Below are 15,223 nucleotides of genomic sequence, written 5' to 3' on the forward strand. Positions count from 1 at the left end.
AAAAACAGAATCTTTAATAAGGGCATGGAATATGACGCTTCGCCTCTTTTTCCATAGTGATGACCTCAAGGCCAATGTGGAAGTCCTCGACTGCACGCCCCACGAGAATGAATTCGCGGTGGTTTTACGCGCCACACTGTTTCACCCACAGGGCGGCGGGCAGCCGTCGGACATTGGCTGGATCGGTGAAAGCCAGGTGCTGCGCGTGGCTCAGGATCCCGAGCGGATCGTCCATTACGTCGACCACCCGGTACAACTCGGGATGATCCAGATCCGCGTCGACGAACAACGCCGCCAACTCAACGCCCGCCTGCACTCGGCCGGTCACCTGATTGGGCATTTCATTCAGGCGCGCGGCTGGATGCCGATCAAGGCGCACCACTGGCCGGGTGAAAGCCGCGTGCAATTCAAACCGGCCGAATCGGCTGAAGAACTCGATGTGGAAACGGTTCAACGCGGCATCGAACAGTGGATTGCCGCCGACCTGCCGCGCCTGACGTCACTGCGCGAAGGCGCTCGGGAAATCAGTTTCGGCGACCTGCCGGCCTACGGTTGTGGCGGCACGCATGTACGGAGCCTGAAGGATTTGGGCACGGTAACGATCGACTCCCTTGCACAGAAAAAGGGCACGTTGTCCGTCCATTACCACGTGGACTGACGCGCGGACTGAGCTTTGCGCGATGGCGCCAATGTCATCGCCCGGCGCCGGAGGGGCGCGCATTCGCGAGCTCCGTTGACTATTCGATAGATGGACCTAAAAACATGATGCTTGACGTCGAGCGTCTCGATGAGACGTGCATAAAAAAACTCGCCAACGAAGAAGTGCTGGCCGTTCGCGTCAAAGGCTTTTTGCCCCAGCCGCTGGCGGTGCAGATTGGCGACAAGATTCTTGCGCCTGGTTTCGAGGGCTACATCAACGCACCGAGCATCGGTCGCATCGGCATGGCGTTTTATGAAGCGGAAAACCAGCCGCTGCTGATCGAAGACTATTTCGCCCGCGCCGCCAGCAACATTGAAGAACTGCGCAACCGCTGCGCGCCCTACGCCTCCCCCGTCGACACGCTGCGCTGCATGCTCGACGAGACCTGGCCGGCGGGCGCGCATCTGGAAAACCTCTACGGGCGCAAAATGTACGTCGGCCTGTCGCGAGTGGTGAAGCCCGGCGTGTGTTTTCTCGCCCATCACGACATCTTCGCCAAGGACGCCCCGGACAGTTTTCAGGCGCGCAGCCTCGACGCGCAGTTCGCCTGCAACGTCTACCTGAACATGCCGACCGAGGGCGGCGCGTTGCAGATGTGGGACCACCCCATCACCCCCGACCAGTTCGATGAAATGCGTGGCGACAGCTACGGCATCGACCCGGCACTGCTTGGCCCTCCGACCCTGGAGGTACGCCCCGATCCGGGCGATTTCATCATGTTCAACTCGCGCTGCATGCACTCGGTGACTCCGGGCGTGGCAGATCCGCGTTTGAGCGTGTCCTTTTTTGTCGGTTATCGCGGCAACGCTTCACCCCTTACTTTCTGGAGTTGAGATGTTTTCGAATTACCTGGGCGAGTTTCTGGCACTGGCGACCATTCACTTTCTGGCCGTCGTCGCCCCCGGACCGGACTTTGCCGTCACCATCCGCCAGAGCGTACGTTTCGGCCGGCTGGTAGGCATCTGCACTGCGCTGGGCATCGGCGCGGGGATTTCCGTGCACGTGCTTTACACCCTGCTCGGCGTTGGCGCGCTGATGCACACCACGCCGTGGCTGTTGACCGTGGCCAAGGTCGTGGGCGGCGCCTACATTCTTTACCTCGGCGTCAGCCTGTTGCGCAGTAAGCCGAAAACCGTGCTTGAAGGGGAAAAAGTCACGGACGAACCAGTGGTCGAGCAGACGCTGTTGAAAGCGTTTACCACGGGTTTCCTGACCAACGCGACCAACCCGAAAGCCACGCTGTTCTTTCTGGCGATCTTCACCACCATCATCAGCGCCACGACGCCGCTGAACATTCAAGCGCTGTACGGCGTGTGGATGTGTTTTGTCAACGCGCTGTGGTTCGTGATTGTGGCGCTGTTTTTTTCCAGTAACCGGGTGCGCCTGCTGTTCATGCGCATGGGGCATTGGTTCGAACGCAGCATGGGGGTGATTCTGATCCTGTTCGCCGGGCGCCTGATTTTGTCGATGTAAGGCTTATTCACGACGAGACATGCACCACGCAAAAGGCCCGCCCAGTCAGACTGGCGGGCCTTTTTTTTGCAGGCTAGGGATAAATCGAGCGCACACAAAAACGCCGCTCAGTGAGCGGCGTTTTTGTTGAATATGGAGCGGGAAACGAGACTCGAACTCGCGACCCCGACCTTGGCAAGGTCGTGCTCTACCAACTGAGCTATTCCCGCAAATGGCGTCCCCTAGGGGACTCGAACCCCTGTTACCGCCGTGAAAGGGCGGTGTCCTAGGCCACTAGACGAAGGGGACACGCTAACTGAAACACATGGTGTGTATTTCAGTGCCCAAATCCGCATCCGAAGATGTCGGTTCTGGTTTCACTCAGCGCTGCCCGAAAGCAACGCTGTTTAAAATTGGAGCGGGAAACGAGACTCGAACTCGCGACCCCGACCTTGGCAAGGTCGTGCTCTACCAACTGAGCTATTCCCGCATATGGCGTCCCCTAGGGGACTCGAACCCCTGTTACCGCCGTGAAAGGGCGGTGTCCTAGGCCACTAGACGAAGGGGACACACGTACAACATTCACTCCCTACCGCGTTTCGCTGTGTGCTTTACGCTGTAAGTGGCGCGCATTCTATGGATGGATTGAGGGGTCGTCAACCCCTTGATATAAATTTATTTAAATCAATGACTTCGCCCTGCTTTGAGCAGCGAATCCGGGTTTTCCGTCGCTCGGTGTTTGGCGCCTATATTCTGGCGCCGATCAAGGCGTTATAGTCCGCCTGCAACAATGATGGCCATGTGCAACGTGCACGCCGCTGCTTATATAAGCGCGATGACGGCCGATAAACAGTAGAGTCCGGCTGCTCCAACTGGTCGAGCGGCGCTATGCGCCCCCACGCCAAGCCACTACACTCGCACGCGAACCCAATAAAGAGGTCTTACCGGTGACACCACTCATGATCACCCTGCTAGTTGTAGCCGGGATCGCACTATTGATCGCCATTGGCTACATGAACCATGTGGTGGAAAACAATAAGCTGGAAAAGGCCCGTACCAAGGTTGAACTCAACGACCGTATGCGTCGCTGCGGCGAAATCACCGAGACCTTCCCCGGTCAGTTGATGAACCCTGCGCTCAAGCTGCTGTTGACCCGTCTGGAGCTGAACGTCTGCCAGCGTCTGCAAAACCTGGAAAAAAACAACGCCGCGCTCAAGGCCCGCATCATCGAACTCAACGCTCTGGTCGCCCAAGGCGAATCGCTCCCGGTGAACAACCCGCCGGCACCGATCCAGACCGAAGCCAAAGCCAAAGACGTGCGCTTCCTGCTCGAAGCCCTGCACGGCCAAATCACCCGCGCCGCGCAAGACGGCTTCCTGCCGACCAACGAAGCCAAGCGCTGGATCCGCGAAGTCCGCCACATCCTCGTGTTGCTGCACATCGAATTCTTCAACAACCTCGGCCAGCACTCCCTGCAACAAGGCCAACCCGGCCAGGCCCGCCTCGCCTTCGAACGCGGCGTGCAATACCTGCGCAAACAGCAGGAACCGCAGATCTACGCCGAACAACTCGAATACCTGGAAAAACTCCTGGCCCGCGTCAACGCCCAAGTCATGGACCAAAACGCCCCGGCCGAAGACGAAGTCAATCAACTGACCTCAGGCCTGAAAGACGTTGAGGCTGATGCGGACTGGAAGAAAAAAGCGATTTACGACTGATCGTCGCTGGCTTGCTGTAACACCTTGACGCCCGGTGCATTGCACCGGGCGTTTTGCGTTTCGGCGCCTGCCGATGCCTGTCACAGGTGCAGGCGAATCGGTATAAACACGTTTAAGAAGATCCGTTTAACGACACGCGCAGAAACGTCCTGAAGGCTACAAAACCTTGTGCCTTTACCTACGACTGAACGGTTGCTGCCCCAAAACAGGAAAGCAAAGATGTTCAAAGTAACGCCCAATCCGCCGCACACCGATCCATTACCCTACGACGCCTGCCTTGACTATGTGGGGATGAGTACATTCGGGAGGGGATGGTTGAGTTTAAGGACGTCTTCGCGAGCAGGCTCGCTCCTACAGTTGGGTTGGGTACATTCTGGGGAGAGTGGTTGGCTGGGAGGGCTTCATCGCGAGCAAGCTCGCTCCCACAGGGGATCGGGTGAATTTGGGGAGATGGGTTGGCCCGGAGGCCGCGAGACCAAATAATCAAAGCCGAAAATGCCCAACCATTCCCTTCAACTCCACCCCCAACTGCGCCAACTCAATACTCGAAGCCGCATTCCCGCGCATTGCCAGCGAAGAATGATCCGCACTCGCCCGAATACTCGTCACACTCCGATTAATCTCCTCGGCCACCGAACTCTGCTGCTCTGCCGCCGCCGCAATCTGCTGATTCATCTGCTGAATCAACGACACCGCCGCCGCAATACTCCCCAACGCACTCTCCGTCTGCAACGCATCACTCACCGCCAACTTCACCAACTCACCACTGCTGCGAATCTGCTGCACCGACGACTGCGCCGCCGAACGCAACGCCGAAACCAACCGCTCAATCTCCTCGGTCGACTGCTGAGTACGCTTGGCCAACGCCCGCACCTCATCCGCCACCACCGCAAAACCCCGGCCCTGCTCGCCCGCCCGCGCCGCCTCAATCGCCGCATTCAGCGCCAACAGGTTAGTCTGCTCGGCAACACTCTTGATCACCCCCAACACCGTGCCGATATTCTGAATCTCGGCACTCAAACTCTCGATACTCGAACTCGCCGACGTCGCCGAATCCGCCAACTGCTCGATCCGCGCCATACTCTGGCGCACCACCTGCTGCCCGCTCTCAACCTTGTCATCGGCGGTCTGCGCGGCGGTCGCGGCCTCTTCGGCATTGCGCGCCACGTCATGCACCGTGGCGGTCATCTGATTCATCGCCGTCGCCACCTGCTCGGTTTCTTCCTTCTGGCTGCTGACCTCCAGGTTGGTCTGCTCAGTCACCGCCGACAGCGATTGCGCCGAACTGGCCAATTGCTCGATCCCCGCCTGCAACCCACTGACAATACTGCTCAGCCCCGCGCCCATCTGCTGCATCGCCAGCATCAATTGGCCGATCTCATCACGCCGGGTCACCTCCACCGTCGCACTCAAATCCCCCGCCGCAATCTGCTGCGCGACGCGAATAACGCTGCGCAACGGCGCGACGATCAACCGGGTAATCACCCACGCCGCGATCAACCCGACCAACAGCGCCAGCGCCGAAGAAGCAATGATCAACAATGAGTTTTTCTTCAATTCAGCCTGCATCGCCGCATCTTCGGCGACATACGCCTGATCGACCCGCGCTACCACCTGAGCGGCGCGCTGATGCAATTGTTCGTAGACGGTGTTTTCCTGAGCCAGCAGCCCGGTGTACTCGGCCAGTTTCTCGCTGAAACCGGCGATATGCCCGGCCACTTCGTTGAGCACCGTTTGATAACCCTCATCCTTGACCGACGTTTTCAGTTGTTCGGCTTGCGCCAACGCCTGATCGGCCTGTTCGATCTTGCCTTTGCCGGCGCTGTCGTCATCGCCCTTGCGGCTCAGGTCGAGGCGCACTCGGGCCTCGTTCATCGCTTGCAACATCAACTGCGAAACCTGGCTGACCTGACTGGCCTGCTCGATGAACTGCGCGCCGTCCTTGCCCTCGGATTCCTTCAAGGTATAAGCGCCATCATCAGCCAGCCCGGCCTGCAACACGTCGAGGTTATTGGCCACGCTCGACACCGACCAACTGGCCATTTCCAGAGCGAGGTCCTTGGCCTGGGTCAACGAGACGAACTCGTCGAACGCCTTGCGATAGGCGCCAAGCGACTGCTCGACATCGTTCATGACCGGCACATTGGCCGCCGATTGCGCTTTCAATTGGTTGGCCAGAGCAACCAACTCATCGACGCCCTGACGCAACGCGTCCGCAGTTTTCGGGTTGTTGTGCAGCGCGTAGTCCTGTTCCAGCAAACGCACTTTGAGCAACTCGCTGTTGAGCGAAGACATCTGCTTGAGCCCATCGAAACGCTGACTGATGGTTTGCAGGGACCATACGCCAATGGCTGCCACCACGGCGGTCAACAACAGCACCAGGACAAACCCGATGCCCAGTTTTTTCGCCATACCGAGGTTGGCAAAACGTCCTTGCACGGCCGAAATCATTGCGCGTAGTCCCCTGCCATAGTCTGTAGATGGAGATTCGCAACGGGCCTGTGCCAGCACAAGTCTCTGGCGTCGGAATAATGGCAAAAAGCTACGCCCGCGTCGTTTTCAGAACGTTTTAGGTCGATCCCCAGCGCTGGCCTGGAAAAACCTCCGCGCCCTTGGATCACAGGCATACGCCACGTTGATCCGCTGCCACGAGCCGGCCTCGCCGCCCGGGCTGAACGCCGTCGCGGACGACAACAGCACACCAAATCGCCGCGCCAGTGTGCGCAGCTGAGCGTAGTCGCATCGGGTCGATCGCGCCCAGATGAACAGGCCACCGACCGGCTTGCCGAACACTTCCCACTCAGCATCTTCGAGCAATTGCAGCGCGGCGGCACGGTCCATGCTCAAGCGCTGACGCTGGCGCTGAACCAACTTGCGATAGGCGCCAGTGCTCAACAGATTGGCCAGCACCGACTCGCAAAACCGTGAGCCGCCCATGCTGCTGACCATCTTGACCTCGGCCAGCTGCGCAATCAGCCCTGCCCCCGCCAGCACAAAACCCACGCGCAACGAACTGCTCAGGGTTTTCGAGAAGCTGCCGACGTAAATCACTCGCGCTTGGTCATCCAGCGCCGCGAGACGTGTGCCGGGCGCGTGGTGCATGTCCGCGTAGACATCGTCCTCGATCACCAGCACACCGTGCGCCCTGCTCAACTGCAGAATTTTTTGCGCGACCACGGCTGTCAGGCAACTGCCCGTCGGGTTGTGGTGGAAGCTATTGATGAACATCGCGCGCGGGCTGTGCTCGCGGCATAAACGCTCGAGCACTCGGGTATCCGGGCCAGTCGGCGTGCGCGGCACTGCAAGCATGCGCACGCCGTGCAGCCTGAGCAAATCGAACAAATGCGAAAAACCCGGACTTTCCACCACCACACAATCGCCGGGTTTGAGCAACGTGCGCACGATCAGGTCGAGTGCCTGGCTGGCCCCGGCGGTGGTCAGGACAGACGATTCAGTGGCGACGATATTCAGCGGTTTCAGGCGCTGGAGAATCTGCTGGCGCAATGGCAGCAATCCCAGCGGCGTACTGTAATTGAACAGGCCGGCCATGTCGGTTCGCGTGACCTCGCGGATCGCGTAGCTGAGGTCATCAGTCTCGCGCCAACTCTCGGGCAATCCGCCGCAGCCCAGCAGCAACTCGCCCGACAGGCTGGCGCTGCAAAGGCTGTGCATGCCTTCGAATCGCGGCAGGTCCAAGGTCTCCGGGGCCACCGCCAGCGACGTTGCGACCTGGAAGCCACAACCCGGACGCGAGGCCAGAACGCCCTGCACCACCAGCCGTTCACACGCTTCGACGACACTCGATTGACTGAGCAGATTGAGCCGCGCGATCTGTCGCACGGAGGGCAAGCGAGTCTCGGGCGGGACTTCGCTTTGAGCGATCCAGCTCGCCAATCCGTCGACGATTTGCTGTACGACCGGCACCATTGCCTGTCGGTCAATTCTCAATTCCATGAGCACGCAAACTCCTGTCCGTTTTGCTGCGCGCAGTTAATCACAGGAGTGCGGACAGGGCTGTGCGACAACGCCGTCAAAAACAGCGGTTCTAACTATTTGAAACACATTGCTCACTGCCGACCACAATCCCATGTAGGAGTGAGCCTGCTCGCGATTGCGGTGTTTCAGTCACTACTGATACCGACTGATACACCGATTTCGCGAGCAGGCTCACTCCTACAAGGGGATCGGGCTGGCAAAGTTAAAACGCAGTAACGCCGCCGTCCACTGCCAGCGAATGCCCGGTGGTGAACGCTGCGCCGTCGCTGCACAGGTACAAAACTGCGCTGGCGATTTCTTCGACTTTGCCGATTCGCCCGACCGGGTGCATCGCGTTGGCGAACTCGCCTTTCTTCGGATCGGCCTCGTAGGCGCGGCGGAACATGTCGGTGTCGATAACCGCCGGGCACACCGCGTTGACACGGATTTTCTTCTTCGCGTATTCAATCGCCGCCGATTTGGTCAGGCCGATCACCGCATGCTTGGAGGCCGCGTAGATGCTCATTTTCGGCGCCGCGCCGAGGCCGGCCACCGACGCGGTGTTGACGATCGCGCCACCGCCCTGCGCCAGCAACAGCGGCAATTGATACTTCATGCACAACCACACGCCTTTGACGTTGACGCCCATGATCGCGTCGAACTCGTCGAGCGTGCCGTCAGCCAGTTTGCCTTTTTCGATCTCGATCCCGGCGTTGTTGAAGGCATAGTCGAGACGGCCGTAGGTATTGATCACCTCGTCCATCAGATTTTTTACCTCGCTCTCCACCGTTACGTCGCAGCGCACGAAGGACGCTTCGCCGCCCGCTGTACGAATCAGCGCCACCGTACCCTCGCCCCCCGCCGTGTCGAAATCGGCGACCACCACTTTCAAGCCCTCGGCAGCAAAGGCCTGGGCGGTGGCGCGGCCGATGCCGTTGGCAGCGCCGGTGACTACGACGACCTGGCCGGAAAACGTCATGCTCATTGTTATGTCCTCGAAAGAAGGTGCGGGGGGATCGCGTGTTTCGCAGTCTAGCCACAGCGACGCATCGCGCGGCAGCACTATCAGAAGCCCGGTTGAGCGGCCATGCGTTGCAGTGATAAAAGCGCCCGCGCAACTATCACTGCACTGGATCGGAGTGCATTCGCCGCGTCAGCCAACCTTGCGACATGGGCCACGAACGGCTATCAACAAAGCTTCATTCAGCTTGAGTGCCCGTCATGACTACCCAGACCAATCGCCAATTCCTGCTCGCCAAACGCCCGGTCGGCGCGGCGACCCGCGAAACCTTCACCTATCAAGAAGTACCGGTCGGCGAGCCGGCGGCGGGTCAGATCCTGGTCAAGAACGAATACCTGTCGCTGGACCCGGCCATGCGTGGCTGGATGAACGAGGGCAAGTCCTACATCCCGCCGGTCGGTATCGGCGAGGTAATGCGCGCGTTGGGCGTAGGAAAAGTCGTCGCGTCGAACAATCCGGGGTTTGCCGTCGGTGATTACGTCAACGGCGCCCTCGGCGTGCAGGATTATTACCTCGGCGAGCCGCGCGGCTTCTACAAGGTCGACCCGAAACTGGCACCGCTGCCGCGCTATCTGTCGGCGCTGGGCATGACTGGCATGACCGCTTACTTTGCGCTGCTCGACGTCGGCGCACCGAAGGCCGGCGACACCGTGGTGCTGTCCGGCGCGGCAGGTGCGGTGGGCAGCATTGCCGGGCAGATCGCCAAAATCAAAGGCTGTCGGGTGATCGGCATCGCCGGCGGCGCAGACAAGTGCAAGTTCCTCATCGATGAGTTGGGGTTCGACGGCGTCATCGATTACAAGAACGAAGACGTCCACGCCGGGCTCAAGCGCGAATGCCCGAAAGGCGTGAACGTGTATTTCGATAACGTCGGCGGCGACATTCTCGACGCCGTGTTGAGTCGTCTGGCGCTGAAAGCGCGGGTGGTGATTTGCGGCGCGATCAGCCAGTACAACAACAAGGAAGCAGTCAAGGGCCCGGCCAACTACCTGTCGCTGCTGGTCAATCGCGCGCGCATGGAAGGTTTTGTGGTGATGGACTACGCCGCGCAATTCGCCGCCGCCGGGCAGGAAATGGCCGGCTGGATGGCCAAGGGGCAATTGCAGAGTCGCGAAGATATTGTCGAGGGACTGGAGACATTCCCGGAGACGCTGATGAAATTGTTCAGCGGCGAGAATTTCGGCAAGTTGGTGTTGAAGGTTTAACGGATTTTTTAATACACCACTTAAACCAATGTAGGAGTGAGCCTGCTCGCGATAGCGGTGTATCAGTCAACATTCATGTCGGCTGATACTGCGCAATCGCGAGCAGGCTCACTCCTACAGGTTTAGCGGTGTTCAGGCGATTTCGGCGACGACATCGGCCAACGCTTTCGCCGGATCCGCTGCCTGGCTGATCGGGCGACCAATCACCAGGTAATCCGAGCCAGCATCCAGCGCCTGACGCGGGGTCAAAATGCGTCGCTGGTCATCCTGCGCGCTGCCCGCCGGACGAATCCCCGGCGTCACCAATTGCAGCGACGGATGCGCCGATTTCAACGCCTGCGCTTCCAGTGCAGAACACACCAGACCGTCCATCCCGGCTTTTTCCGCCAACGCGGCGAGGCGCAAGACTTGCTCCTGCGGCTCGATGTCCAGACCAATCCCCGCCAGATCTTCACGTTCCATGCTGGTCAGCACGGTCACGCCAATCAACAGCGGCTTGGGGCCGGTGCGCTGGTCGAGCACTTCGCGGCACGCGGCCATCATGCGCAGGCCGCCGGAGCAATGCACGTTGACCATCCACACGCCCATTTCCGCCGCCGCTTTCACCGCCATGGCGGTGGTGTTCGGGATGTCGTGGAACTTGAGGTCGAGGAACACTTCGAAACCCTTGTCGCGCAAGGTGCCGACGATTTCTGCGGCGCAACTGGTGAACAGTTCCTTGCCGACTTTGACCCGGCACAGTTTCGGGTCCAACTGGTCGGCCAGCTTCAGTGCGGCGTCACGAGTGGGGAAATCCAGGGCGACGATGATAGGAGTCTGGCAGACGGACATGTGCGGGCTCTCAGGCAGGACGAAATCGGCGCGCATTGTAGCGGAACCAGCGCCGCTGCGGGACCCGATGATCGGTAATTCGTCCCGCAGACTCTGCCAAGCCTAGCCGCTGCGCCAATTGTGTCGAGGCCGATACACTCACGACACGCCGGCAACAACTGCCGGCGCTACCCTCGTCCACCGCAACATGTCCTTACAGCACTTCCCGCCTCCGGGCCGGACGCCTATGCTGAAGCCACAACCTCGCAGCCCACTTTGTGGTTGGCAGCCTCTCTGGCAGATGAACACACGCATGCACAACACCCCTGCACCTGTGAACGACGATCAAAAGACGCCCGGCGACGACAAGCGTTGGAGCATTCGCGCCTTGATCGTTGACGATGACATTCCGATCCGCGAACTGATGATCGACTACCTGGCGCGCTTCAATATCCACGCCAGCGGCGTCACCGACGGCGCGGCCATGCGCCAGGCGCTGCAAGCGGAACATTTCGATGTGGTGGTGCTCGACCTGATGCTGCCCGGCGAAGACGGTTTGTCGTTGTGCCGCTGGTTGCGCGCCGAATCGGATATTCCGATCCTGATGCTCACCGCGCGTTGTGAACCCACCGACCGGATCATCGGCCTGGAGCTGGGCGCCGACGATTACATGGCCAAGCCGTTCGAGCCGCGTGAGTTGGTCGCGCGGATTCAAACGATTCTGCGGCGGGTGCGCGACGATCGCACCGAGCAGCGTGCGAATATTCGCTTCGACAATTGGCGCCTGAACAGTGTGCTGCGCCAGTTGATCGCCGCTGATGGTTTGGTGGTGCCGCTGTCCAACGCCGAATTCCGCCTGCTGTGGGTATTTATCGAACGTCCCCGGCGCGTGCTCAGCCGCGAACAATTGCTCGATGCCGCGCGCGGTCGTTCGATTGAAGCGTTTGATCGCAGCATCGATCTGCTGGTGTCGCGCCTGCGGCAGAAACTCGGTGATGACCCGAAAAATCCGCAGCTGATCAAAACCGTTCGCGGTGAGGGTTACCTGTTCGACGCTCGAGACATCGGCTGATGCGGGCGCGCTTCGATACGCTGTTCGGCCGCCTGTTTGGTATGTTGCTGATCGCGATTATCCTCGCGCACCTGTTGGCGTTTTTCTGGTTTCACCATTACGGCCCGCCGCCCCCGCCGCCACCGCCGGGTTTCTCTGACCAGCAGCGGCCGCCACGCCCGTGGTTTGGCGGACCGCTGGTGCCGCTGACCTTTCAGTTTGTCTCGCTGATCATCGCCGCGTGGTACGGCGCCAAACTGCTCAGTCGGCCGATCCAGCGCCTCAGCGATGCCGCCGAGCGCTTGAGCGAGAACCTCGACAGCCCGCCGCTCGACGAGTCCGGTCCACGGGAGGCGCGGCAGGCGGCCCACACCTTCAACAAGATGCAGCGGCGAATCATCGAACAAGTGCAGCAGCGTTCGCGGATGCTCGGCGCGGTGTCCCACGACTTGCGCACGCCGTTGTCGCGGCTGAAACTGCGGCTGGAACAAATCGACGACAGCAAACTGCAAGGCCAGATGCGTCAGGACCTGGACGACATGATCGGCATGCTCGACGCGACCCTGACCTATTTGCACGAGCAACGCACAAGCGAAGCCCGGCAGTGGATGGACGTGCAGGCGCTGGTCGAATCGCTCAGTGAAAACGCCCAGGATCAGGGCGCCGATGTGCAGGCCAGCGGGCATTGCGTGCCGCTGCAAGTGCAGCCGATGGCGCTGCGTTCGTGCATCAATAACCTGATGGACAACGCGCTGCGCTATGCCGGGCAGGCGCTGATAACGCTGGAGGACAGCCGCGAACATCTGGTGATCCGGGTGATCGACCACGGTCCGGGGATTGCTGCGGATAAACGCGAAGCGGTGTTCGAACCGTTCTTTCGCCTGGAAGGTTCGCGCAACCGTAATTCCGGCGGGGTGGGACTGGGCATGACTATTGCCCGGGAAGCGGCGGAACGCCTCGGCGGGCAGCTCAGCCTGGAAGAGACGCCGGGCGGCGGCCTGACCGCCGTGATCAACCTGCCGCGCAATTGAATTCCGGCAATACTCGCGCTGAAATACAAATCAACTGTGGGAGCGAGCTTGCTCGCGATGGCGGTGTATCAGTCAACATTGATGTCGGCTGATACGCCCTCATCGCGAGCAAGCTCGCTCCCACAGGGTTTTTAGGGTGGCCGCAAGCCCGCCACAATTCAGCGCCGATCTTCTATCCGCGCATGGCTCTTGCTCCAGTCCGTCAGCAAGCTGTACGCCACCGCCAACAACGTCGGGCCGATAAACAGGCCGATAAACCCGAACGCGATCAGCCCGCCAAACACCCCGAGCAATACGATCACCAGCGGCAGATTCCCGCCACGGCTGATCAGGTACGGCTTCAGCACGTTGTCGACGCCGCTGATGATGAACGTGCCCCAGATGCCGAGGAACACCGCCATTCCATACTCACCTTTCCACGCCAGCCAAGCTGTCGCCGGAATCCAGATCAGCGGCGGACCCATCGGAATCAGGCTCAACATGAACGTGACGATCCCCAGCACCAGCGCGCCCGGAACGCCAGCAATCAGGAAACCGATCAACGCCAGCACCGCTTGCGCCGCCGCGGTGCCGATCACGCCGTTGACCACGCGCTGCACGGTGCCGGCGACCAGTTCGATGTAATAACCGGCGCGGTCACCGATCAGCCGCTCGAGCAAACCATGAACAAACGCGGCCAGACGCGGGCCGTCGCGGTAGAAGAAGAACACGAAGACGATGCTCAAGGTCAGCTCGAGGATTCCTCCACCGATCTGCGCACTGCGCGCGAGCAACCAGTTGCCGACCTGCCCCAGATAAGGTTTGGCCGTGACCATCAGCGCCGCGCCCTGCTCGTCGATGCTGTTCCACAAACCCACCAGCCGTTCGCCAATCAGCGGAATGCTGCCAAGCCAGGTCGGCGCTTCCGGCAGGCCGTCGACCTGCACATCCTTGATGAACGCCGTGGCGTCGCGCACGTGATCAGCCAGATTGAACCCCAGCCAAACCAGCGGCACCGCCACCAGCAACATCCAGCCGAGGGTCAGCACAGCCGCCGCCAGCGATTCGCGGCCATTCAGCCAACGGGTCAGCAAACGCATCAGCGGCCAACTGGCAAACGCCAGCACCGCGCCCCAGAACAATGCCGACCAGAACGGTGCCATCACCCAGAGGCTCGCGCCAAACAGCACCAGGAGCAGAATCTGCACCAACAGCCGATCGTTATTGATCATCCAAGTCTCGAGAAAAGTCAGTAGAGCAAAGGTCACTAAAACAAAGAGTAGGCGAACGCGACGGGCGCGCTCGCCGGGTGCAGCTTACCGCAACAGTTCGAAGTGCAGGCCAGAGCCTTCGACGTTGCCAGTCTCCATGCGGGCGGCGCGCACCCCTTGGCTGATCAGCGATTGACGCCAGGCTTCGGCATTGGCCCCGGAAACACTGACCCGCAGGGTCGTGTCGAGGTTCAAACCACGGGAAATCAGACGCAGCCAGGTGGCGTCAGGTTCAGCGTCGAGTTTGGGGAAATCCAGCTTGCCGGTGCTTTTGAGCTGGCGCAGCAGGGTCGCGGAGGTCGGCAGCAGATCGCCCAGCGGTGCGGCGGCGGCAAATTGCTCGACGTGCAGATAGGCTTTGCGATTGCCACGAGTGATGCTGTAAAGCGCCACCAGCGAGTCATCGTTGGGCGCCGCCAGCCGCAGCAGCAAGTACGCCTGCTGTTCGTCGGCGCCGTACAGTTTGGAATTGCCGAAGACTTCATTGGCCCACAGGCTGCTCTCGCCGCAATCGCGGGCCTGGCACCAGAACAGCAACTCGGCGCCCTGCTTTTGCAAGGCTTCGCGCGCTACGGTGAAGGCTTCGGTGGAGGAATGCTCGGCGGGAAGTTCGTAGGTCACCGAGGTGGTCTGGCCACGGGCGCTGACTTGGCCGTCGAAACGCAATTGGCCGCTGATCTTGCGGATCGAGCCCAGCGGATAGATCCGCTCAAGCTCGACCGGCGCGCGATAGTCGACGATTTGCGCGTCGGCCAGGCGCGGCACGATCGGCAAGTCCTGGCTGCCCGCAATGTCAGCCGCCAACAGCAACGGACTGAAACAACTGAGGGCCAGCAGACTGAGTGTACGCATGGGGCTGCTCATCGGATTGGCACGCCCTGTTCCTTTTGGTCGAAACTCAGTGCCTGCATCGTGCAGGACAAGCGGAGTTTCTCGAACACGATAGAGACCTTGTGGCCTTCCCGGGTCGCAGCGGTGTAGAGATCTATCATGGTTGTCTCCCATTTCAA

Annotated in this window: 13 protein-coding genes, 4 tRNA genes and 2 pseudogenes; 7 read left to right on the forward strand and 12 right to left on the reverse strand. The window is 60.4% G+C overall.

Annotation, left to right across the window (positions count from 1 at the left end; all coding sequences use genetic code 11):
- Positions 1 to 31: 31 nt before the first annotated feature.
- The 3 genes from BI292_RS02035 to BI292_RS02045 all read left to right on the forward strand — a co-directional run bounded on the left by BI292_RS02035 (position 32) and on the right by BI292_RS02045 (position 2,173).
- Positions 32 to 658, forward strand: a complete 627-nt coding sequence (locus BI292_RS02035) for a hypothetical protein (RefSeq protein ID WP_101206829.1) — start codon at positions 32 to 34, stop codon at positions 656 to 658.
- Between the two features lie 104 nt (positions 659 to 762).
- A complete protein-coding gene (locus BI292_RS02040) occupies positions 763 to 1,533 on the forward strand; it encodes a 2OG-Fe(II) oxygenase (RefSeq protein ID WP_101206830.1) in 771 nt (256 codons plus the stop codon).
- A gap of 1 nt (position 1,534) precedes the next feature.
- Positions 1,535 to 2,173, forward strand: coding sequence for a LysE family translocator (locus BI292_RS02045; protein WP_101206831.1), 639 nt, complete (start codon positions 1,535 to 1,537; stop codon positions 2,171 to 2,173).
- A gap of 133 nt (positions 2,174 to 2,306) precedes the next feature.
- On the opposite strand, the gene BI292_RS02050 is transcribed toward BI292_RS02045, so the two are convergent.
- The 4 genes from BI292_RS02050 to BI292_RS02065 form a co-directional block, all read right to left on the reverse strand.
- A tRNA-Gly gene (locus tag BI292_RS02050) sits at positions 2,307 to 2,382 on the reverse strand.
- A gap of 3 nt (positions 2,383 to 2,385) precedes the next feature.
- Positions 2,386 to 2,461 (reverse strand) — tRNA-Glu (locus BI292_RS02055).
- A gap of 105 nt (positions 2,462 to 2,566) precedes the next feature.
- Positions 2,567 to 2,642: transfer RNA gene (locus BI292_RS02060), tRNA-Gly, on the reverse strand.
- 3 nt (positions 2,643 to 2,645) lie between these two features.
- A tRNA-Glu gene (locus tag BI292_RS02065) sits at positions 2,646 to 2,721 on the reverse strand.
- Positions 2,722 to 3,111: 390 nt separating this feature from the next.
- On the opposite strand from BI292_RS02065, the gene BI292_RS02070 reads away from it, so the two are divergent.
- Positions 3,112 to 3,870 (forward strand): hypothetical protein, encoded by a 759-nt coding sequence (locus tag BI292_RS02070; RefSeq protein ID WP_178076517.1) that lies wholly within the window; start codon positions 3,112 to 3,114, stop codon positions 3,868 to 3,870.
- A 483-nt stretch (positions 3,871 to 4,353) separates the two neighbouring features.
- On the opposite strand, the gene BI292_RS29400 is transcribed toward BI292_RS02070, so the two are convergent.
- The 4 genes and pseudogenes from BI292_RS29400 to BI292_RS02085 form a co-directional block, all read right to left on the reverse strand.
- The gene (locus tag BI292_RS29400) at positions 4,354 to 5,235 is read right to left on the reverse strand and encodes a methyl-accepting chemotaxis protein (RefSeq protein WP_371918701.1); all 882 of its coding nucleotides are present in this window, start codon (positions 5,233 to 5,235) and stop codon (positions 4,354 to 4,356) included.
- Positions 5,215 to 6,321 (reverse strand): annotated as a pseudogene (locus BI292_RS29405) (HAMP domain-containing protein); the annotation flags it as partial. The gene BI292_RS29400 and the pseudogene BI292_RS29405, both read right to left, overlap by 21 nt.
- A gap of 108 nt (positions 6,322 to 6,429) precedes the next feature.
- A complete protein-coding gene (locus BI292_RS02080; RefSeq protein ID WP_101206833.1) occupies positions 6,430 to 7,824 on the reverse strand; it encodes a PLP-dependent aminotransferase family protein in 1,395 nt (464 codons plus the stop codon).
- Positions 7,825 to 8,068: 244 nt separating this feature from the next.
- Positions 8,069 to 8,830, reverse strand: coding sequence for an SDR family oxidoreductase (locus BI292_RS02085; RefSeq protein ID WP_092279198.1), 762 nt, complete (start codon positions 8,828 to 8,830; stop codon positions 8,069 to 8,071).
- Positions 8,831 to 9,066: 236 nt separating this feature from the next.
- On the opposite strand from BI292_RS02085, the gene BI292_RS02090 reads away from it, so the two are divergent.
- Positions 9,067 to 10,071, forward strand: coding sequence for an NADP-dependent oxidoreductase (locus BI292_RS02090; RefSeq protein WP_092279196.1), 1,005 nt, complete (start codon positions 9,067 to 9,069; stop codon positions 10,069 to 10,071).
- A gap of 132 nt (positions 10,072 to 10,203) precedes the next feature.
- On the opposite strand, the gene pyrF is transcribed toward BI292_RS02090, so the two are convergent.
- A complete protein-coding gene (gene pyrF, locus BI292_RS02095) occupies positions 10,204 to 10,902 on the reverse strand; it encodes an orotidine-5'-phosphate decarboxylase (RefSeq protein ID WP_167370440.1) in 699 nt (232 codons plus the stop codon).
- 292 nt (positions 10,903 to 11,194) lie between these two features.
- Between pyrF and BI292_RS02100 the strand changes: the two genes are divergently transcribed.
- Positions 11,195 to 11,953 (forward strand): response regulator, encoded by a 759-nt coding sequence (locus tag BI292_RS02100; RefSeq protein WP_092279192.1) that lies wholly within the window; start codon positions 11,195 to 11,197, stop codon positions 11,951 to 11,953.
- Positions 11,953 to 12,963 carry a HAMP domain-containing sensor histidine kinase gene (locus tag BI292_RS02105; RefSeq protein ID WP_101206834.1) on the forward strand — a complete coding sequence of 337 codons (1,011 nt, stop codon included), beginning with the start codon at positions 11,953 to 11,955 and terminating at the stop codon, positions 12,961 to 12,963. The genes BI292_RS02100 and BI292_RS02105 overlap by 1 nt, the downstream gene beginning before the upstream one ends.
- Positions 12,964 to 13,121: 158 nt before the next feature.
- Here the strand turns inward: BI292_RS02105 and BI292_RS02110 are convergent, their stop codons facing one another.
- The 3 genes and pseudogenes from BI292_RS02110 to BI292_RS29080 all read right to left on the reverse strand — a co-directional run.
- Positions 13,122 to 14,174, reverse strand: a complete 1,053-nt coding sequence (locus BI292_RS02110) for an AI-2E family transporter (RefSeq protein ID WP_092279188.1) — start codon at positions 14,172 to 14,174, stop codon at positions 13,122 to 13,124.
- 84 nt (positions 14,175 to 14,258) lie between these two features.
- On the reverse strand, positions 14,259 to 15,065 hold the full coding sequence (locus BI292_RS02115) for a DUF4892 domain-containing protein (protein WP_101206856.1): 807 nt from the start codon (positions 15,063 to 15,065) through the stop codon (positions 14,259 to 14,261).
- A gap of 17 nt (positions 15,066 to 15,082) precedes the next feature.
- Positions 15,083 to 15,205: pseudogene (locus BI292_RS29080) on the reverse strand (glutathione S-transferase); the annotation flags it as partial.
- Positions 15,206 to 15,223 lie beyond the last annotated feature (18 nt).

This window comes from Pseudomonas sp. 43NM1 (assembly GCF_002836905.1).
In the GTDB taxonomy this organism is placed as follows: Bacteria; Pseudomonadota; Gammaproteobacteria; order Pseudomonadales; family Pseudomonadaceae; genus Aquipseudomonas; species Aquipseudomonas prosekii.